Source organism: Roseovarius tolerans (assembly GCF_028885395.1).
GTDB lineage: Bacteria > Pseudomonadota > Alphaproteobacteria > Rhodobacterales > Rhodobacteraceae > Roseovarius > Roseovarius tolerans.
Map to the genome: position 1 here is coordinate 3,547,002 of NZ_CP118494.1, position 19,110 is coordinate 3,566,111.

At 62.3% G+C, this 19,110-nt stretch carries 16 protein-coding genes; 6 read left to right on the forward strand and 10 right to left on the reverse strand.

What is annotated here, in order from left to right; translation table 11 throughout:
• Window positions 1-6: 6 nt before the first annotated feature.
• Window positions 7-1,155: a hypothetical protein gene (locus PVU19_RS17645; RefSeq protein WP_050661443.1), complete on the reverse strand. Its 1,149-nt coding sequence runs from the start codon at window positions 1,153-1,155 to the stop codon at window positions 7-9.
• A gap of 331 nt (window positions 1,156-1,486) precedes the next feature.
• Here PVU19_RS17645 and PVU19_RS17650 point away from each other — a divergent pair, with 331 nt between their 5' ends.
• Genes PVU19_RS17650 through PVU19_RS17665 form a run of 4 tightly spaced genes read left to right on the forward strand, consistent with a single transcriptional unit; the run spans window position 1,487 to window position 5,216 of the window.
• Window positions 1,487-2,377, forward strand: a complete 891-nt coding sequence (locus PVU19_RS17650) for a lysophospholipid acyltransferase family protein (protein WP_235575665.1) — start codon at window positions 1,487-1,489, stop codon at window positions 2,375-2,377.
• A gap of 13 nt (window positions 2,378-2,390) precedes the next feature.
• Window positions 2,391-3,038 carry a sterol desaturase family protein gene (locus tag PVU19_RS17655; protein ID WP_050661445.1) on the forward strand — a complete coding sequence of 216 codons (648 nt, stop codon included), beginning with the start codon at window positions 2,391-2,393 and terminating at the stop codon, window positions 3,036-3,038.
• A gap of 53 nt (window positions 3,039-3,091) precedes the next feature.
• Window positions 3,092-4,042: a lysophospholipid acyltransferase family protein gene (locus tag PVU19_RS17660; RefSeq protein WP_050661446.1), complete on the forward strand. Its 951-nt coding sequence runs from the start codon at window positions 3,092-3,094 to the stop codon at window positions 4,040-4,042.
• The gene (locus tag PVU19_RS17665; protein ID WP_074786392.1) at window positions 4,035-5,216 is read left to right on the forward strand and encodes a mitochondrial fission ELM1 family protein; all 1,182 of its coding nucleotides are present in this window, start codon (window positions 4,035-4,037) and stop codon (window positions 5,214-5,216) included. The genes PVU19_RS17660 and PVU19_RS17665 overlap by 8 nt, the downstream gene beginning before the upstream one ends.
• Here PVU19_RS17665 and PVU19_RS17670 read toward each other — a convergent pair.
• The 8 genes from PVU19_RS17670 to PVU19_RS17705 form a co-directional block, all read right to left on the reverse strand.
• Window positions 5,203-6,906, reverse strand: a complete 1,704-nt coding sequence (locus PVU19_RS17670) for an ABC transporter ATP-binding protein (protein ID WP_050661447.1) — start codon at window positions 6,904-6,906, stop codon at window positions 5,203-5,205. The genes PVU19_RS17665 and PVU19_RS17670 overlap by 14 nt on opposite strands.
• Before the next feature lie 130 nt (window positions 6,907-7,036).
• A complete protein-coding gene (locus tag PVU19_RS17675; protein ID WP_074786664.1) occupies window positions 7,037-7,978 on the reverse strand; it encodes a metallophosphoesterase family protein in 942 nt (313 codons plus the stop codon).
• Window positions 7,979-8,035: 57 nt separating this feature from the next.
• Window positions 8,036-9,244, reverse strand: a complete 1,209-nt coding sequence (spt, locus tag PVU19_RS17680) for a serine palmitoyltransferase (RefSeq protein ID WP_050661449.1) — start codon at window positions 9,242-9,244, stop codon at window positions 8,036-8,038.
• Entirely contained in the window at window positions 9,241-9,507 is a 267-nt protein-coding gene (locus tag PVU19_RS17685) for an acyl carrier protein (protein WP_050661450.1), read from the reverse strand. The genes spt and PVU19_RS17685 overlap by 4 nt, the downstream gene beginning before the upstream one ends.
• Window positions 9,508-9,518: 11 nt before the next feature.
• Window positions 9,519-10,460, reverse strand: coding sequence for an NAD-dependent epimerase/dehydratase family protein (locus PVU19_RS17690; RefSeq protein WP_074786395.1), 942 nt, complete (start codon window positions 10,458-10,460; stop codon window positions 9,519-9,521).
• Complete coding sequence (locus tag PVU19_RS17695; RefSeq protein ID WP_050661451.1) at window positions 10,457-12,262, reverse strand: fatty acyl-AMP ligase; 1,806 nt, start codon at window positions 12,260-12,262, stop codon at window positions 10,457-10,459. The genes PVU19_RS17690 and PVU19_RS17695 overlap by 4 nt, the downstream gene beginning before the upstream one ends.
• An 825-nt stretch (window positions 12,263-13,087) precedes the next feature.
• Window positions 13,088-14,062 carry a quinone oxidoreductase family protein gene (locus PVU19_RS17700; RefSeq protein ID WP_050661452.1) on the reverse strand — a complete coding sequence of 325 codons (975 nt, stop codon included), beginning with the start codon at window positions 14,060-14,062 and terminating at the stop codon, window positions 13,088-13,090.
• A gap of 138 nt (window positions 14,063-14,200) precedes the next feature.
• Window positions 14,201-14,458 carry a hypothetical protein gene (locus PVU19_RS17705; protein WP_200901840.1) on the reverse strand — a complete coding sequence of 86 codons (258 nt, stop codon included), beginning with the start codon at window positions 14,456-14,458 and terminating at the stop codon, window positions 14,201-14,203.
• Window positions 14,459-14,577: 119 nt separating this feature from the next.
• Between PVU19_RS17705 and PVU19_RS17710 the strand changes: the two genes are divergently transcribed.
• Window positions 14,578-15,624, forward strand: coding sequence for a sodium:calcium antiporter (locus PVU19_RS17710; protein ID WP_050661454.1), 1,047 nt, complete (start codon window positions 14,578-14,580; stop codon window positions 15,622-15,624).
• 45 nt (window positions 15,625-15,669) lie between these two features.
• Here PVU19_RS17710 and PVU19_RS17715 read toward each other — a convergent pair whose 3' ends face one another.
• Window positions 15,670-16,938: an MFS transporter gene (locus PVU19_RS17715; RefSeq protein WP_050661455.1), complete on the reverse strand. Its 1,269-nt coding sequence runs from the start codon at window positions 16,936-16,938 to the stop codon at window positions 15,670-15,672.
• A gap of 225 nt (window positions 16,939-17,163) precedes the next feature.
• Between PVU19_RS17715 and metG the strand changes: the two genes are divergently transcribed.
• Window positions 17,164-18,876: a methionine--tRNA ligase gene (gene metG / locus PVU19_RS17720; RefSeq protein ID WP_050661524.1), complete on the forward strand. Its 1,713-nt coding sequence runs from the start codon at window positions 17,164-17,166 to the stop codon at window positions 18,874-18,876.
• Window positions 18,877-19,110 lie beyond the last annotated feature (234 nt).

A 19,110-nucleotide genomic window follows, 5' to 3' on the forward strand; every position in this document is an offset into this window, starting at 1 on the left:
GTCGACCTACAAGGTTTTCTGGTAGACGCGATACCGCTTGTAGATCGTACTGCCGACCGCCTCAATGATATGGCGCATGCCATCATTGTCTTCCAGAACCCAGCCCATTTCGACGGATGTGACGTTCCGTTTCACCATCGCCTTGCGCACCGCGTCAACGACCAGAAAGGCGAGTGTCGGACCAAGCCGCGAATACTGGTATTCCTTGCGCACGCCCATCAGCGCGACCCGGGCGCTGCGCGCGCCCGTAACCTTGATCCGCCACAGCAGTTTCGCCCAGCCAAACGGCAGCAGCCTGCCACGCAGATCGCCGATCAACTCATTGATGTTCGGGAACGCGGTGATAAAGGCGACCGGGCGTCCCTCAATCTCGGCGATCTGAATGAAATCGTCAGGCAAGAGCAGAGACAATACCTTGGCTGTTTCTTCGAACTCCTCGTGGGTGAAGGGCACGAAACCCCAGTTGTCCGACCACGCATCGTTGAACATATCACGCATGGCCTCGAAATCGGCGACCTTGTTCTTGCGGTCAAGCGTGCGGATCTTCACGGTCCGGCTGGCACGGGTGGCCAGTTTCTGCATCACATCAGGGGCCACGAAATCGGGGCGCACCTTGTAGGTAAGCAGGTCCTTGACCGCCTCGAAGCCCTGCTCCTCCACCCGCCCGGAATAATACCTTGGCGCATGGCCCATCATGATGAACGGAGGATCTTCGAAATTATCGACCAGAAGGCCAAGATCTTCATTGATCGACAGGTTGTAGGGCCCCCGCACCGAGGCCGCGCCCCGCGCGCGCAGCCAGTCCTGTGCCGTCTCGAACAGCGCATCGAAGACAGCGCTCTCGTCGATCGCCTCCAGCATCCCGAAATAGCCGATCTTGCCCGCCGCGTCCTCGGGCTGCATCTGATCGAGTTGCGCGGTGATCCGCCCAACGGGCGTGCCGTCACGGTAAGCCACCCAGGCGGCGACCTCGCAATGGGCGAAAAGCGGCTTGTTTTCGAACACGCGCTGCTTTTGCTCGAACATCAGCGGTGCCACCCAAGCAGCATCACCGGCGTAAATCCGCTCTGGCAGGTGCAGGAAGTCATTTACCGTCTGACGGCTCTTGGCCTCGACGAGAGTAATCTGATCGCGATCAGACGTGTCGGATGACATGGGGGGCCTTTCTTGCAGTGACTGTGACCTTACGCGCATTTGCACGACAGGCCGACAAAAGGTACTATCTTAGGCGTCCACGATATAGTCCGGGACACGTTGAGGTCGCATTGCGCACAGGCCAGCATTCCTGCACTGGAACCGGACAGACAAACCTTGGAAACTGCTTGCAATTCCCGCACCCAACCTCAAATAACGGCGCAACTATCCACTTTGAAAAAGAAGAAGTCGAGTCTCCTTGGCCAAATTCATCCTCGGAAATGCACATCGGAACACAGCGTTCAACAACGCACTCGCGCGAAACATCCTGTGGTTCGCCGATCTCGTTTTCGTGGGCACGGTTCTGGGGCTTTTCCGAGTGCTGCCCGTGACCTGGGGGTCTGCGCTCGGGGCCCGCGTCGGTCGCATCTTCGGCAGGATCGCCAAGCAACGGACCCGGCACATTCGTGCCAACCTGTCGCTCGCCCTACCCGACAAGTCACCGGCCGAGATTGACCTGCTGGCGCAGGAGGTATGGGAGAACGCAGGCGCGGTGATGGCCGAATACCCCAATCTTCCCGCCTTCGGGGATCCGCGCCGTGACCGGCTCGAAATCGAGGGCGATGAGCATATCTCCGCCGATCAGACCTCCGGCCGTCCGGTGGTCTTCGTGGCTGCGCATCTGGCCAATTGGGAGGTGATCGGTGCCGCGATCACCCGGATTGGCATCCCGTCCTGCGCGATGTATGCACCGCTCTCGAACCCATGGCTTGACCGCAAGATGCGCAGCTATCGCAACGCGCTCGGCTGTGAGCTGATCTCGCGTGACGCGGGGCTACGGGGATTCCTCGATGCGCTCAAAGCCGGAAAATCGCCGATTATCATCACGGACAGGCGTATAGAGGGTGGCAAACAGATCCCGCTCTTCGGCGAAGACAAGGAATCGTCCATCCTGCCCGCGCGTCTTGCCCTTCGCTTCGGCGTGCCTTTGGTGCCGGTTCAGGCCATGCGTCTGCCCGGTGCCAGGTTTCGCGTGCGCTTTCACGCGCCCCTGCACCCCCGCGATCCGGAGGCCGATCGCGACGATCAGGCCGTTGACCTTGCGCATCAGGTCAACGACAAATTTGAACAGTGGATCACAGCCCGCCCCGGCGAATGGCTTTGCACCAGCAAAATCTGGCCATCTGCTGTTCTCCAAGCTAAAACAGACATATATACGGAAGTGCGCAGAGCAGCCGAATAACTGGAGTTTCACAATGTCGAACCATCAACCGAGTCGCACCCACCGCGTCGACGAGTCGGTGCGCCTGTTCAAGAATCCGATCCTCGAGAAACTGAGCCATGTTCACCCGATTGTCCCGCTTCTGGTCTGGGGACCCGTCGCGATCTGGCTTCTGGTGCGCGCGGTGACGGTTCATCAGATCGGTCTTGCAGGTATGGCGGTGATCGGGGTTGCGGGGCTTTTGACCTGGACACTGGCTGAATACCTGCTGCATCGCTACCTGTTCCATTTCGAGCCAAAGACCGATCTGGGCCGACGGTTCATCTACCTGTTCCACGGAGTGCATCACGACACGCCGCAGGACAAGACGCGCCTGCTCATGCCGCCCGCCGGTGCGTTGCCGATCATCGCCGTGCTTTACCTGATGTTCTGGCTGGTCCTGCCCTACCCCTGGGCCGAGCCCTTTACCGGGTTCTTCATCATCGGTTACCTGATCTACGACTATATCCACTATGCGACGCATCACTTTCCGATGCGGCATCCACTGCTGAAGTTCCTCAAGCACTACCACATGCGGCATCACTTCTCGGATGATGACGGGCGCTACGGGGTCAGCACCCCGTTCTGGGACTGGGTGTTCAACACCTACCCGTCCAAGCCGGAGAAACCGAACAGAGGCTAGGGCCCGCCCGCCTCTCTCTTCTCCATACCGCCGCTCCGGGTTGGGGTCTGTCGATGGCCAAGAACTATCTGTTGCCCAAAGGGCTGGTGAACCGGTTTAACTGGGTGCAGACGCCGATCTGGCTGGTTGAGGCGGCGGCATTCTATATGCTTCTGGGATTTGCCAAAGCGTTGCCGTTTCCGGTCGTCGCGACGATATTCGGACGTTTTCTTGGCAGCTTTGGCTACCGGAATGCTCAAAAGCGCCGCGTGGTGCGACGCAACGTGTCCGTAGTTCTGCCACAGACCCGCGAGCGCGAGCGCGAGACCGTGGTACGGCGGATATTTCGCGTCACCGGACTCGCGGCAGCCGAACTGTTCCTGCTCGGACGGATTTGGCGGCGGCGAGCGCACTATCTTGAATTCTCGATTCATCCAGAGGCACAGGACATCATCGCCCGGAAAGAGGCGATTATCTTTGCCACCGCACATGTCGGCGCTTGGCAGCTCTGCAACCTGATCGGTCGCGAGCACGAATTGGCCATCTCGGTAATCTACACACAGGAAGCCAACCCTTGGCTGCACCGTTTCTTTCTCGCCAGGCGGCGCGCATTTGGTGGCCCGATGGTGCCAAGTGCTGGCGGCGCACGCACTTTCCTGCGCGAACTGGCCGCCGGAAACTCGGTCGGCGCGGCGTTTGATACCCGGATCGATCAGGGGGAGATGGTGCCGTTTTTCGACATCCCCACCCCGACCAGCACCCTGCCCGCAATGCTGGCCATGCGCGGCTATACCTTGCTGCCCATTCGCACGGTGCGTTTGCCAAACTGGCGGTTCCTGATCGAAGTCGAGGCCCCGCTCTCGCCGCGCAACCCACAAGCCCCGCGTGCAGAGCAGATCATTGATCTCACCCATCAACTCAACCAGCGGTTCGAGGCCTGGATCAGCGAGTATCCCGACCAATGGCTGTGCATGAAACGGCGCTGGCCCAAGGCCGCCGTCGTGCCCCAATCCCCCGATGTATAAGCAGGAAAGCCCCCCGCGCGTCTGGGTCGTGGACTCCCACCGCTCCGGCGAAAAGACGCAGTTGCGCGCGCTCGCTGAGGGGCTGGGCTGGCCCTATGAGATAAAGACCCTGCGCTATCGCAAGTTCGAGATGCGGACCAACCTGTTGCGCGGCAGCGACCTGCGCGGCGTGGACCGCGCAAATTCCGACGCGCTCGCGCCTCCCTGGCCCGATCTCGTGCTCTCGATGGGCATGCGTAACGAACCGGTCGCGCGCTGGATACGCGACCAGTCGGGTGGGCGCACGCGGCTGGTCTTTCTCGGCCGTCTCTGGTCTGACCCTGAACAGTTCGACCTGGTGATTACCACTCCGCAATACCGTGTGCCGGATCGGCCCAACGTCTTGCGGAATGCCCTGCCGCTACACCCTCTGGGTCCCGGACCAATGGCCAAGGCCGCAGCCCGCTGGGGTCCGGCCCTGTCACATCTTCCGCGCCCCTATCTGACGGTGAACATCGGCGGCACCAGCGGGCCTTATGCTTTTGGCCCGCGCGCCGCAGAGCGGCTAGTGCGCGACACCCTGGCCCTGGCGCGACAACGCGGTGCATCGCTTCTGATCAGCTCGAGCGCACGGACACCGGCCCCGGCCATTGCCGCCTTTGCCGCTCAGTCCGAGGTACCGATGCAACTCTATCGCTGGCAACCGGGTGACCCCGACAATCCCTATCTGGGTTTTCTGGCCCTCGCGGACGAGATCATCGTCACGGCAGACAGCATCTCGATGCTGTCAGAGGCCTATGCCACAGGCAAACCCGTCCATATGTTCGATCCGGGCGCAGGACACTTGAGCATGCGCCGCGACATGGCGCTGGCCCTTGGCGAGACGGAGCGCGCACAAACCCTGGCCCGAGATGACAGAGATCGCCCCGACCTGGCACTTGGCCCATTGGCCTATCGTGCCCTGATGCGGTGGGGCTGGCAGCACCTGTCACGCGACATCAGCCAGATGCACCTGCGGTTGGTGCAGTCCGGCCGCATGGGCTGGCTGGGAGACCCGGCACCGAGGGCGCCACAGCATACTCCGCCGCCAAGCGATATGGAACGCGCCATTGCCCGCATCGGTCAGCTTATGGAAACCGAGCCGTCCGGCACGCCCGGAGAAAGTCACCGCGCGGAACGCATCAGCCAGCTTTGAAGTCGCCCCCGGGCTCTAACTGATGCACGATATCGGCGGCATCCGAAAGGCGGCTGTTATGGGTGATGGCGAGGATCGTCAACTGATCCCGCAAGGCGCGTAGCGTCTCGATGATGGCCGCCTCGCTTTCGACGTCGAGTGCGCTTGTCGCCTCATCCAGGATCAGCAGCTTCGGGTCATTGATCAGGGCCCGCGCGATTGCGATGCGCTGCCGCTGCCCGCCGGAAAGCCGCCCGCCCCGTTCCCCGACCACGGTGTGAACCCCCTCGGGCAGGTCGCTGACGAAGCCCCAGGCCCCGGCCTTTTTCAAAACCTCTTCAACACGCGCCTGCGTCGCCTCTGGATCACCAAGCGTGACGTTGTGAGCGATCGTATCGTGCAGCAGCACCGTCTCTTGCGGCACGTATCCCACCATCCGCCGCCAGGCCTTGAGATCAATCTGCTGAAACGGAACGCCATCAACGGTGATCTCGCCTGCGTCGGGCCGCAAGAGCCCGATCACAAGGTCGACGATCGTGGTCTTGCCCGATCCCGAGGGCCCCACGAGCGTCGTCATCTGGTGTGCGGGAATATCAAGATCGAGGCCGGAAATCACCGGGTGCCCATCGTAGGAAAAGCCGATGTCGCGCAGCACGAGACCTGATTTCAGAGCCGGTGCCACATGCCCGCCCAGATGTTCCAGCTCTTCCTGCGCGCGGCGGTTGGTTTCCATCAAAGACCAATACGCGCTCTCGCTCTGCGCAAGCTTCTGGTACTGCTTTTGAACCTTTCCGATGAAATTGAAGGCCCGCCCCAATGTCACCGCAAGAATGAGCACCGTTGCAAACTCCATGGAAAGCACACCCAACGCCATGTAAATCCCGAAGGCGATGACGATCACGAACATCAGGTCCTGCCCGGAATTGAGCCCTGCACTTGCCAGAACCTGACGGCGCAATGCCTTGTTGAGGCGGTTGGTCTCGTGATGCAAAAGCTGATCGGCGAGGTTCTCGCGCGCCATCGCCTTGAGTGGCTTCACCGATTGCAGCGTATCTGTCAGATGCGACATCAGCGACACCATCAGATCGGTCTGCTTCTTGCCCGCCTTGCGGGTCACGCGTACCAGGAAATGCGACAGCCAGATGATCACCGTCCCGCCAACCAGCCCCAGCAGCGTCGCCTCCCAGGACACCAGAACGGCGACGGTGCCATATACCAGCGCCTGAATGAGAAACGTCAGCGCAGTCGCCCCATACATATAGGCGTCGGCCGAGCGTTGCGCCTCTGTTGCCAGCGCATTGGTTAGCCTGCCCGCAGGCTGATGCAGAAAAAAACGCCAACGGCTACGCATCATGTTGCGCAGGGTTTCCAGCCGCAGATCGGTGGCGATCTGCGCGGCGGTGTAGCCGACCTGACGCTGTGCCACCAAAAGCAGAATCGCCTTGAAGAAGGCGGCGACCACGATCACGATCAGCAACGCGCCGAGCGTGACCGGAATGCCCAGCCATATCATGATGTCCATGACCGCCTGTTCCAATTCGCCCGGCGGCTCGGCTGTCGCCGCGTCTTCGCCGGAATAGAGTGCGATCTTGAGCATCGGAAGCAGCGCCGAGAGGCCCAGCCCCTCGGCCAGACCGGAAAAGAACAGCGCCAGGACCATGAGAAAACTGGCCATCGGATAGGCGCGAAAGAGATCGATCATCAGGCGCATGGGTGGTCTTTCGTCAATTGGCCGGACATCTGACGCACGCGGTGCGCCAGTCTTGCGCGTCGGTAACACGAGATCAAAGCGACCGCCACTTTCACGCGCCTGCGCGGGGCATGAAACCGCGCGTCACGCCTCATCCTGCGTGCCCGCGTGCGATTGCCATGGTGGCACATCGACCTGTCTCCATGCGCTGATCCGCGCCCACGTGCCGGGCGCTCAATTCGACCTCCCAACCGTCAGCGCTCTGCGTGATCCGGTAGAGGTTGTAGGCTGCCGGTTCGTGATGCATCGACGAGGCCGACGGCACGCCGATCACCGGGGCCGGTCCGTCGCGCGTGGGCAAGCTCTGGTGATGGCTGCGGTGGCTATGGCCATGCAGGACCATCTCGACACCTTCACGCTCAAGCAGCGCGCAGAACTCCACGTGATCGCGCAGGTGCTTGCGCGGTGACACCGTACCCAGAAGCGGCGGATGATGGATCATCATCAGGCGAAACAATCCCTCCTCCCGCGTCTGGCGCAGGAGCGCGGCAAGTCGGTCACGTTGTGCGACCCCCACCTCTCCAACAGCGAACCCCGGCGGCGACACCACCGCGCTGGATATGCCGATCAGAGCAAGCGCACCACGGCGGCGCAACACCGGAAAGGCGCATGTCACATCGGCGCTTTCAGGTGCGGCATCGCCTTGCCAATAGGGCTGCCATTGCGCGGCGCCCTTGTCCCAGGACCCGGTCACCAGCGCCTCGTGATTGCCGGGAATCGTCATCACGCGGGCCGGATCGCCCAAGGCGTCCAGCCAGTGCCGCGCCGCGCGATACTCGCTATCGAGGCCGAGATTGGTCAGATCACCGCTGACCATGACCAGATCCGGCGCATGCTCCTGCATATCCGCGATGAGACGCGCCAGGATTTCGGGGCGGTGGCGGCGGTGCCGCTTGGTGCGCCAGGACAGCAGCCCGAGAAGGCGCTTGTTCAGCACCTCGCGCAACGGCACCGTCACCGGCAAAGGCAGATGCGGGTCCGAAATATGCGCGAGCGTCACCCCTGCGGGTGTGTTGCTTTCGGGTCCCTGCATTGCCATCGCCACCATTTCCGAAACGGGTCCCGCGCGCCGGGCGCGCGGGCCGGATGCCTAATGCGCGCTTGCGCCGACGGCTCTGTCCGATCCGGCACTGGCCGCTTTGAACGCGCTCAGAATGGCGTCGATCTGCTCAAAGCTGTGCGCGGCGCTCAGGCTGCACCGCAAGAGTGCCGCAGAGTCCGGCGCTGCGGGCGGCAGGACCAGGTTGACATAGACCCCCTCGTCGAGCAGCGCGTTCCAGAGCCGCGCGCCCTCTTCCTTGGAGGGCACGCGCACCGCGATCACCGGGCTGACGGTCGAGGCAAGCTCATAGCCCAGCCCCTTGAGCCCATCATAGAGCCGATTGGCATTGGCCCAGAGCTTGTCCTTGATCTCGGGGCGGGTGCGGATCGCGCGCAACGCGGCGTCGGCGGCGGCGATATTGGCCGGGCTTGACGACGCGGTGAAGATATAGGGGCGGCTGCCATACCGCAAAAGCTGCATCTCGGGGTGGCGGCTCACACAGAAACCACCGAGCGAGGCGAGGCTCTTGCTGAACGTGCCGGTGATGAAATCGACCTGATCGAGAATGCCCGCCTCTTCGCAAAGGCCAAGGCCTCTTTCGCCGTAAACGCCGAAGGAATGCGCCTCATCGACCATGAACCATGCGCCGTATTCCTTGGCCACGGCACACAGATCGGCCAGCGGGGCAATATCGCCCAGCATGCTGTAAAGACCCTCGGCGATGACCAGCGCACCCTCGGCGTCGCCGCCAAGACGGCGCAGGCGCTTGCGCAGGTCTTCGGGGTCATTGTGCCGGAACGCGAGGAAATCGGCGCCGCTGATCCGGCAACCGTCATAAATACAGGCATGGCTGTGACTATCGAGCACGACCTTGTCGCCCGGGCGCAGGATGGCCATCAAGAGGCCCAGATTGGTCTGATAACCGGTCGAGAAGATCATCGCCGACGGCACGTCGTAGAACTCCGCGAAGTCGCGTTCCAGCGCCGCGTGACCGGCAAAGCTGCCATTGGCCATGCGCGACCCGGTGGTGCCGCTGCCCTGCTCATGCATCGCGGCGCAGGCTGCATCGAGCAACTCGGGCTCGAAGGTCAGGCCAAGATAGTTGTTGGTACCCACAAGGATTGTGCGCTTACCCGCGATCAGCGCCTCGGTAGGCGACAGGATCTTTTCCATGACGATCCTGCTGGGATCGGCCTCGACGGCCCCCAGCGAATCCCGAATATGCGCAAGTTCGGCGAAGCGGTCTGAAATACTCATGGTCTGTTCTCAACCAGTTGCTTGATTTGATTGGCAAGATCCTGAACCGTATTGACGTTGGCCATCATGTTCAACGGAAAGCTGACGTCGAACGTGTCCTCGATTTCCATCAGCAGCTCCATCATGTTGACCGAGTCGATGTTCATGTCAGCGGCAAGGTCGGTCTGTGCGTTCAGCTCGTCCGATTTGGTGGGAAACCGCGCCAGATGCGTCAGCAGCGTCTGCATGATTTCCTGGTCTAGGTCTTGGGTCTCATGTGACATTCGATTTACCTTCACAAGGGTTTCACAGTGCGTCCCGGCAAGAGCGGAGACAGACCGTCCTGCAGAGAGATATTCGGCTGCCAGCCGGTGGCCAGTGTTATTTCCGTGTTGTCGCACACCCAGTCAGGGTGACGAAGCTCGTTGATCTTGCCGGGCGTCATCATCGGCAGGTAGCCGAAGAGACGGGCCGCTAGCAGATTTATCGCGGCAACGGATCGCAGTACGCCCTCGGGCAGCTTCAGGTGCCAGCCGCGACCCCGACCTGCCACGCTCTCGACGATCGTCGCGATCTCTTCCCAGCTGTATCCGGCATCGTGACCATCGTGGAGTTCATAAGTACCCTGCGCCGGGCTGTCCAGAAGTTTGACCGCGGCGTTCGCCAGGTCGTTGACATGCAAGAGCGAGGCACGCGCCCCCACGACCCCCGGCATCGGCACGACCCCACGCGCCATCAATTGCAAGAGCGGCAAAAGCTCTTTGTCGCCGGGTCCGTAGATCGCTGGGGGGCGCAGAACCGCGCAGCGCAGCTCACTGCCTTCGGCGACCTCTGCCAGCATCGCCTCGCCCGCCCGCTTGCTTGCCGCATAGGGGGACAGCGCGGGCTCACGCGCGGCTAATGACGAGACCAGGACAAAGCGCGCGACTGATGAACTTTCCCGCGCCACGCTGGCAACACGCGCGACGCCCTCGGCGTTGACGGGCATGAAATCCGCGTCATCGCGGCCACGTACACGCCCGGCGAGATGGATGATCGAACCGGCCCCATCCATAAGATCTCCGAGCGCCGCCGCGTCAGAAAGCCCCCCTGTCACGGTCACCAGATCAGGGTGACTGATCGCAATAGCTTGCCGGTGCACCAGCGCCCTGACCGGACGCCCACACGCAAGCAGATGTGCGACAAGGGCCTGCCCGACAAAGCCTGACGCACCGGTCACGGCAACGGCTGTGCTCATGCGATATTACGGATCGGTGCCCTGTCGTGATCCACCGGCGCGGTGTCGATGGCCTCGGGTTTGACCTCCACTCCCGCTGCACGTCGCCGCCCAAGGAAATCGAGCCGCGCCCGCGCCCGCGCCAGCTTGCCCGACGAGGTACGTGGCAAGGTGCGGGTGGGAACCAGTTCGATGATGCAGTCGATCCCGTATTCCGAACGCACCAGCGACGCGATGGTCTTGACCAGACGCGCGCGCTTGATCTCGTCACGCTCGCGGCATTGCACCACAAGAACAGCGGTCTCCTGCTGATCCTTCTCCGACGGCACCGAGAACGCGGCGGCGTCGGTGTAGTTCACACCGGGCTGCGTCTTGGCGATGTATTCCAGATCCTCTGGCCAGATATTGCGGCCATGAATGATGATCATGTCCTTCTTGCGCCCGGTCACGAACAGACGGCCATCGGCCATGTACCCGATGTCCCCGGTATTGAGCCAACCATCCGCGCTCAGCGTCTCGCGCGTCATCGCCTCTTCGCGGAAGTAGCGGCTCATCACGCTGGGGCCGCGCAGGTGGACAACACCGGCACGACGCTCGGGCAGGTCGTTGCCATCCTCGTCGCGGATCGCGATGTCGAAGCTGGGCAGCAATGCGCCACAATCGACGTAGCGCGCGACGCGGCGCTTTTCCTTCAGAGCCGCTTCGGGGTTGAGAGGCTCTGCCACATTCTCATGCTGCATGTTCTCGGCATCGACGTAGTCGATCTTGAGTTCCTCATCCAACCCGGCAAAGCTGATACCAAGCGAGCATTCGGCCATGCCGTAGCACGGCAGGAACGCGGTCGACTTGAACCCGGCAGGCGCCAGCGCCTCTGCAAAGCGTTGCAGCGGCTCGGGATTGATCATCTCGGCGCCCACGCAGGCAACGCGCAGCGCGCTCAGGTCCCACTTTTCAGCATCGCTCGGGCGCACCCGCATCGCGGCCAGATCATAGCCGAACGGAGGGCCGGAGGTGATCGTGGTGCGGTTGGCCGACATCATTTCCAACCACTTGCGCGGCCGCATCGCGAAATCCTGGGTGCCAAGAAAATCCACCGACCGTTGCGTCGCCATCGGCATCATGATGAAGGCGACAAGGCCCATGTCATGATAGAATGGCAGCCACGAACCGAACCGATCCTCGGGTGTCATCTTCAGGCCGTGGGTCGACATGTCCTGGATATTCGCCAGCACGGTGGCCTGATCAATCACGACACCACGCGGGAAACGGGTGCTACCTGATGTGTACTGGATATAGGCGATACTGTCGGGGGCGATCTCTGGCAGGTCCTGCGAGGCCGAAACCAACTCATCATAATCTTCGGGCGTGCCGACAAAGGTCAGGTCGATATCGGCCTTCGCTTCTTCGAGGAATGGCATCCATTCCGCGGGGGCCATCGCCACCGAAGCGCCGCAATTCTCGATCAGGCCGCGCAGTTGTGCAACATAGCCCGCGTGACCACCGATATGCATCGTGGCAGGCAGCGGCACGGGCACCAGCCCGGCATATTGGCAGGCCCAGAAAAACCGCACGAAATGCAGTGACGTCTCTGCAACGAGCGCGACCCGCGCTCCGGGCTCTAGGCCCAGTCCCAGCAGGCGACGCGCAAGCGCGATGGCGTCTTGCTGAAGGTCGGCATATGTCGAACTGGCATAGACTTCGCCCCTGGCGTTGTAGAAGTTGACGCCGGTCGTCCCCTGCGCGGCATAGTCGAGTGCCTCTTTCAGAGTCGGGAAGTCTGCCCGTCGCAAAGCGAGGGCGTGCGAACTGCCTGTCGCCTGCATCTCAATTATCCTTGTTTGGTTTCCGAATATCTTCGGTTCTCACGTCATAACACCAAGTGTATCGCATGTGGCGTTCTACTGGCACAAGCCGAGGTTTCAGGTCAAGTCAGGGCCAACGGGCTCAATCGGGCCGGGCGCGTCACGAAAAAGCCGCGAAACCAGCACGCAGCAGGCGATCGGGCACGGTGCCGAACTGTCGGCCGCTGCTCCGCCTTCCGAGCGGGCGCATGCGAATGCCACGACCACGCCCCCGAAACGCAAACCTGATGCCCCCTGGCCCACCGGATCATGCACCTTTCCACCGCGTGCGGCACCATCAGCGTGACCCGCGAAACGCGTGTTTCCAGTAGTATACCCCGCCACAAAGAAATCATATATTGTATTATATTACAGTTACTTAATCCGGCTCAACAGGCGGCTTCCCGGGACCACCAAAGCAGGGGCAATCTTGTAAAATTGCCAGTGACCATCAGGCCCTGCGCCGCCACCGTCAAAGCCGCGTCCAGTTGCGATGGAAATCCGCATGGCGGGCCATAACGGCACCGTTCAGGACAACACCCGACAGCCCCGCCCAACACCCAGCATCGCGCGCCGTGGGCGCATGCCTAAACCCTCCGATATTGCCGCCAAAAGACATCGGCAACATCTTGCAGTTTATGTAACAAATGGTTTCCAACCCGTAACATGATCACGAGCGGGCGCAGCATACTCACCATATCTTACAGAATGTTATCGAAGATTTGGGAGGTGCCGGGCGAGCTGACACCCGGGCACCATCCCTTCCAGCCGCAACGTCGGATCGGCATTGATCTCAGCACGGTTCAATCAAAGCGTCAGGATCGTCGATCCGGTGGTTAGCCGCCCTTCGAGCGCGCGATGCGCCTCGGTGATCTCCTCGAGCGGAAAGGTCTGCCCGATATTGACGTTGATCGCCCCGCTCTCGACCTTGTCGAAGAGATGCTGCGCCATGTTCTGACAGCGCGCATGATCGGCAAGGAAGGTGAACAGCGTGGTCCGCGTAAGTTTCAGCGATCCCTTGGCAGCGAGCGTCAAAAGGCTCACCGGCTCGACCGGACCCGAGGCATTCCCGAAGGACATCATCATCCCGAGCGGCTTGAGACAATCAAGCGAGCGCTCGAACGTATCCTTGCCGACGCCGTCCATCACCACATCGACACCTACGCCATCGGTCAGCGCCTTGACCTCGGCCACGAAATCCTTGTCGCGATAGTTGATGCAGGCCGAGGCGCCGTTATCGAGTGCAAGCTGACATTTCTCGTCTGTTCCCGCAGTTCCGATCAACCTGATCCCCTCAGAGCGCGCCCACTGACAGGCCAGAAGGCCCACGCCGCCGGCGGCGGCATGAAAGAGCACGGTCTGCCCTGTCTCCAGTGGCCAAACCCGGTGAAAAAGATATTCGACCGTCATCCCCTGCAACATGATCGAAGCCGCGTCCTCGAACGAAATGCCATCCGGCAGCGGGCAGACCTGTGCAGCGGGCATGACCCGCGCCTCGCAATAGGCCCCCGGCGGGGTCGCGGCATAGGCGGCGCGGTCGCCTTCCTTGAGATGGGTGACGCCCTCGCCCACGGCCTCGACAACACCTGCGGCCTCCATTCCCAGCGCATGCGGCAGGGTAAGCGGATAGAGACCGGTGCGCTGATAAACATCGATGAAATTCAGACCGCAGGCCTTGTGCCGAATGCGGATTTCGCCCGGTCCCGGTTCACCTACCTTGCGATCAACGAGTTTGAGTGCCTCGGGGCCGCCTGCCTCTTCGATAATAACCGTGCGCGCCATGACGTCAGCCCTCCCTTTTCCTGTCGCTGCTACCTTGTCGGGGAGATAAGTTCACTTTTCTCCGAAAGGCAATGGCAGAGCGGGTGGCGATCCTCAGGCAGGACTGCCGGCCATGTCTGGGGCCGACCGTATAATGGCTTAGTGACGACGCAGTTTCCGGATCGCGTCAAGTTCGGCGCTGCTGACGCCGGTGGTCTGTGCGATGCTGTCATGGCTCTGGCCAAGACGCGCCATGTCCACCGCCTGTTCGATCATGCGGTCGCTGACCAGCCAGTCGAAATCCCGGCGCATCTCGTCCATGCGATCCGACAGGGTGCCCGCAATCGCGCGCACGCGGCGATGATCAGCCGCGAACGCACCCTGATCTGATCCGCACCGCCCTCCCTCACGGCGCACCCGTCGCATCGACGATCTTCAAGCCAATGCACAAGGATGATACGCTGAGCATGGAACCGGCTGCTTCGAGAATGCCGGACAGGCTCGCCCATGCTTGAGACGGAAAAGGACCGCGCCCGATGCTTGCCAGCTGGTCGACCCCATATCTGGTCGCAGGCTTCCTGCTGGGGGCGGTTATCGTACTGTTCACCGGCCTTCGCATCACCCGGCTGGTGGACAGACTGGCCGACCGGACCGGCATCGGCGAGGCCCTCGCCGGCGCTGTTCTGCTAGGCGCGGCTACGTCCCTGAGCGGCACCATCGTGTCGATCACCGCCGCGCTCGACGGGCAGGCGTCGCTTGCCTATTCCAACGGGATCGGTGGCATTGCCGCCCAGACCGCCTTTCTCGCCATCGCCGATCTGGTCTATCGCAAGGCCAATCTGGAACATGCTGCGGCCGATCTCGGCAATATTTTCCAGTCGATCACGCTGATCGTGCTGCTGACGCTGCCACTGCTCGCATCAAACTGGGCAGAGACCACGTTTCTTGCCATTCATCCGGTCTCGCTGATCATACCGATTGTCTATGTCAGCGGGCTCATTGCCACCCGCGCGCTGCGCGAAAAGCCAATGTGGCAGCCCGTATCCACCGCCGAGACACGCGAGGACCTGCCCGAACCAGAGCCCGAAGCCGATCGCCGGAAAAGCACAGGGCGGCTTTTCCTCGACCTCGCCCTGCTCATGCTGATCATGGGCATCGCCGGATGGGTCATCGCCAAGACAGCCGGGACACTCACCGGGCGCCTCGAATTGTCAGAATCGCTGGTCGGGGCCCTCGCGACTGCCGTGGTGACGTCCTTTCCAGAACTCGTGACCACCGTCGCCGCTGTGCGGCGCGGCGCGTTGCAACTGGCGGTCGGCGGGATCATCGGCGGCAACAGCTTCGACACGCTGTTCCTGAGCGCGGCGGATATCTCGTTCCGCGATGGCTCGCTCTACCATGCGGCAGGCGCAGGGGACCAGTTCTGGAACCTCACCGCCATCCTGATGACCGCCGTCCTGCTGGGGGGGCTGGTCCTGCGCCAACGCGTCGGACCGGCCCGGATCGGGGCCGAGAGCATGGCGCTGCTCGGCCTCTACGCCTGCGCCATCGCGATGCAGATCACGGTGATGTCCGGGCCCTGACCATCGTTCGCGGCGACGGCCATTCGCCGCTTGCCGGCGCGCGCCTCACACCTCGCGCGCCTCGTCCTCAGCGGTCTCTTCGGCCGTATCCACATACCACTCCTGTGCTGCGGCCAGCGCCACCGGCGAGCCTGTCGGGCTGACCCCGAGATAGGCGCCGGTCTCGTCCACCGGCACCGAGGGCCGCCGCGTCATCCGCCATGCCGCATAGACCGCGATCAGCGTGAACAGCCCCGCAAGAAACAGCCAGAACCCGTGCGGCCCGACCACGTTCATCAACTGCCCGGTGGCCACAGGTCCGACAATCGCCCCCATCCCGTAGACGAAGACCAGCCCCCCCGAGGCGGCGGCCATGTCCTCGATCTGGAGGAAATCGTTGGTATAGGCGATGAACAGCGAATAAAGCGGCGACGCCATGCCCCCAATGACAAAGCCCAGCACCAGCAGCGTTTCGAAATCCACCCCCAGAAACGCGCCGACCCCGGTGCTGACCGCGCCCACCGCCGATACGCCCAGGATCAGCAGCCGCCGGTCCAGCCGGTCCGAAAGCCAGCCCACCGGCACCTGAAACACCATCGCCCCGGTAAAGATCGACGCCACGAATCCACTGATCTGCCCCACGCTCAGCCCCGCCTCGGCCCCATAGACCGAGGCCATGCCGAACTGCGCCGCGAAAATCCCGCCAAGGATCAGCATCCCGACACTGGCCAGCGGCGAGCTTTCATAAAGCCGACGCAGGGTCATCGGCTTGTCGGTCTCGAAGGCGGGCGTCGGCGTCGCCGATAACAGGATCGGCGCAAAGCTCAGCGACACCAGGATCGACGGCACAACAAAAAGGAAATATCCGGCCGCCTCACCCAGGTTCATCAGCCCTTGCGCCGCGATGATGCCAGTGGTCTGAGCGATCATATAGGCCGACAGGATCTTGCCCCGGGTGGTGTTGGTCGCGGCATTGTTAAGCCAGCTTTCGGCGGTGACATACACGCCCGACAGGCAAAACCCGAGCAGGATGCGGATCACCGTCCAGCTATATGGATCGGTCAGCACCGGAAAGGCAATCAGCCCCGCCGAGATGAACGACCCGAGCGCAGCAAAGACCCGCACATGCCCAACCCGGCGGATCATCTCGGGCGTCACCCGGCTGCCCACCAGGAAGCCAAGGAAATAGGCAGAGGTGATGACCGACAGTTGCAGCGTGCCGAAACCTTCGATGCCGCCGCGCACACCCATCAGCGTGGCCTGCATGCCGTTGCCGATCATGATCAGTGTCATGCCCAGCAACAGCGCCCAGACCGATCCCAGAACCTTGAACATGGCGGGCTTTCCTCTTGCCTGACATTGCGGGCGCGCGCCGCCCGTATGCCGGCGCCGCTACCACTGACCGGGCGCGCGCGTCAAACCGGTTTCGCGGCTCCTAACCCGGCAAATCACCGGCTTGCGCAAATATGCGGCACGCCCGGGCGCGCCCTCTGGCCCTTTGGGCGCGAGACAGGTAAACGCGTGGGCAAGAACGCGGTCCGGCAAAGGCAGACACACCCGATGGCACGTCATCTGATCACCTCGGCGATTCCCTATATCAACGGGATCAAGCATCTCGGCAATCTGGTGGGTTCGCAGCTTCCTGCGGATCTTTTCGCCCGCTACTGCCGCGCGCGCGGCGATGAGGTGCTGTTCCTCTGCGCCACCGACGAGCACGGCACCCCAGCCGAACTCGCCGCCGCAAAGGCAGGCCAGCCGGTGGCCGAGTATTGCGCCGAGATGTGGCAGGTGCAAAAGCGCCTTTCCGACGGCTTCCGCCTGAGCTTCGATCATTTCGGTCGCTCGTCGAGCCCGCAGAACCATCGCCTGACCCAGTATTTCGCGAAGCGCCTTCATGAACAGGGGCTGATCCGCGAGGTTTCGGAAACCCAGATGTATTCACCCACCGACGGGCGCTACCTGCCTGACCGCTACATCGAGGGCACCTGCCCCAATTGCGGCTTCGAGTCCGCGCGCGGCGATCAATGCGACAATTGCACCAAGCAGCTTGATCCCGTCGATCTGATCAACCCCCGCTCGGTGATCTCGGGCGCGACCGATCTGGAGATGCGCGAGACCAAGCATCTCTATCTCTGCCAGTCGCAGATGAAAGACGAGTTGGAAGCCTGGATCGATAGCAAGACAAACTGGCCGATCCTCACCACCTCAATCGCCAAGAAATGGCTCAATGATGGCGACGGGCTACAGGATCGCGGCATCACCCGTGATCTCGACTGGGGCATTCCGGTCAAGCGTGGAGACGAAGACTGGCCCGGAATGGAGGGCAAGGTGTTCTACGTCTGGTTCGACGCCCCCATCGAATACATCGCCTGCGCGCAGGAATGGGTCGAAGCGGGCAACGGCACCGATTGGCAACGCTGGTGGCGCACCGACAAGGGCGCCGATGACGTCACCTATACCCAGTTCATGGGCAAGGATAACGTGCCGTTCCACACGCTCAGCTTTCCGGCCACGATCCTCGGCTCAGCCGAGCCTTGGAAGCTGGTGGATTACATCAAGTCGTTCAACTACCTCAATTACGATGGCGGCCAGTTCAGCACTTCGCGCGGGCGCGGCGTGTTCATGGATCAGGCGCTCGAAATCCTGCCCGCCGATTACTGGCGCTGGTGGCTGCTGAGCCACGCGCCCGAAAGCTCGGATGCCGAGTTCACATGGGAGAATTTCCAGGCCTCGGTGAACAAGGATCTGGCCGATGTCCTTGGCAATTTCGTCTCCCGCGTGACCAAGTTCTGCCGTTCCAAATTCGGCGAAGAGGTGCCCGAGGGCGGGGCTTACGGCGCGCAGGAAGAAGCGCTGATCGCACGTCTCACCAACCGCATCCGCGAGTACGAGGGCCACATGCAGGCGATGGAGGTGCGTAAATCCGCCACCGCGCTGCGCGCGATCTGGGTTGAGGGCAACGAATACCTGCAAGAGGCCGCGCCGTGGTCCACCTTCAAGACCGACCCCGAACAGGCCGCGATGCAGATTCGCCTCGCGCTCAACCTCATCCGGCTTTACGCGGTGCTCTCGGCCCCGTTCATTCCCGATGCCGCCGCCGCAATGCTGGCGGCGATAAAGACCGAGGATACCCACTGGCCCGATGACGTGCCCGGCAAGCTTGGTGTCCTCGCCCCCGGCCATGCCTTCGAGGTGCCCGAGGTGCTCTTTTCCAAGATCGCCGATGATCAGCGCGAGGATTGGCAGGCGCGTTTCTCAGGCACGCGGGACTGAGCGGCGAGGGAGGTGTTGGCCTGAAGCGGACATAGCACCCCGCCAGAAGGTGCCGCGCGGTCGCAGGGCCGGGGACTGGCGACGCAACGGCTGATGCCCGCACTTTATCCCAGCCAAGTCATCCTGAACTCAACACGTTGCGCAAGCTATCAAATCGCCAGGCCGCGGGACGGCCCTGCGATCGCGCGGCACCTTCGGTGCGTTTCGCGCGGGTGGTGCGTATGTCGGGTTCAG

Excerpts from the sequence above, each read along its gene's own strand:
- PVU19_RS17645 (WP_050661443.1), bottom strand. The coding sequence starts at position 1,155 with ATGTCATCCGACACGTCTGATCGCGATCAGATTACTCTCGTCGAGGCC.
- PVU19_RS17655 (WP_050661445.1), top strand. The coding sequence starts at position 2,391 with ATGTCGAACCATCAACCGAGTCGCACCCACCGCGTCGACGAGTCGGTG.
- PVU19_RS17660 (WP_050661446.1), top strand. The coding sequence starts at position 3,092 with ATGGCCAAGAACTATCTGTTGCCCAAAGGGCTGGTGAACCGGTTTAAC.
- PVU19_RS17665 (WP_074786392.1), top strand. The coding sequence starts at position 4,035 with ATGTATAAGCAGGAAAGCCCCCCGCGCGTCTGGGTCGTGGACTCCCAC.
- PVU19_RS17670 (WP_050661447.1), bottom strand. The coding sequence starts at position 6,906 with ATGCGCCTGATGATCGATCTCTTTCGCGCCTATCCGATGGCCAGTTTT.
- PVU19_RS17675 (WP_074786664.1), bottom strand. The coding sequence starts at position 7,978 with ATGCAGGGACCCGAAAGCAACACACCCGCAGGGGTGACGCTCGCGCAT.
- spt (WP_050661449.1), bottom strand. The coding sequence starts at position 9,244 with ATGAGTATTTCAGACCGCTTCGCCGAACTTGCGCATATTCGGGATTCG.
- PVU19_RS17685 (WP_050661450.1), bottom strand. The coding sequence starts at position 9,507 with ATGTCACATGAGACCCAAGACCTAGACCAGGAAATCATGCAGACGCTG.
- PVU19_RS17690 (WP_074786395.1), bottom strand. The coding sequence starts at position 10,460 with ATGAGCACAGCCGTTGCCGTGACCGGTGCGTCAGGCTTTGTCGGGCAG.
- PVU19_RS17695 (WP_050661451.1), bottom strand. The coding sequence starts at position 12,262 with ATGCAGGCGACAGGCAGTTCGCACGCCCTCGCTTTGCGACGGGCAGAC.
- PVU19_RS17700 (WP_050661452.1), bottom strand. The coding sequence starts at position 14,062 with ATGGCGCGCACGGTTATTATCGAAGAGGCAGGCGGCCCCGAGGCACTC.
- PVU19_RS17710 (WP_050661454.1), top strand. The coding sequence starts at position 14,578 with ATGCTTGCCAGCTGGTCGACCCCATATCTGGTCGCAGGCTTCCTGCTG.
- PVU19_RS17715 (WP_050661455.1), bottom strand. The coding sequence starts at position 16,938 with ATGTTCAAGGTTCTGGGATCGGTCTGGGCGCTGTTGCTGGGCATGACA.
- metG (WP_050661524.1), top strand. The coding sequence starts at position 17,164 with ATGGCACGTCATCTGATCACCTCGGCGATTCCCTATATCAACGGGATC.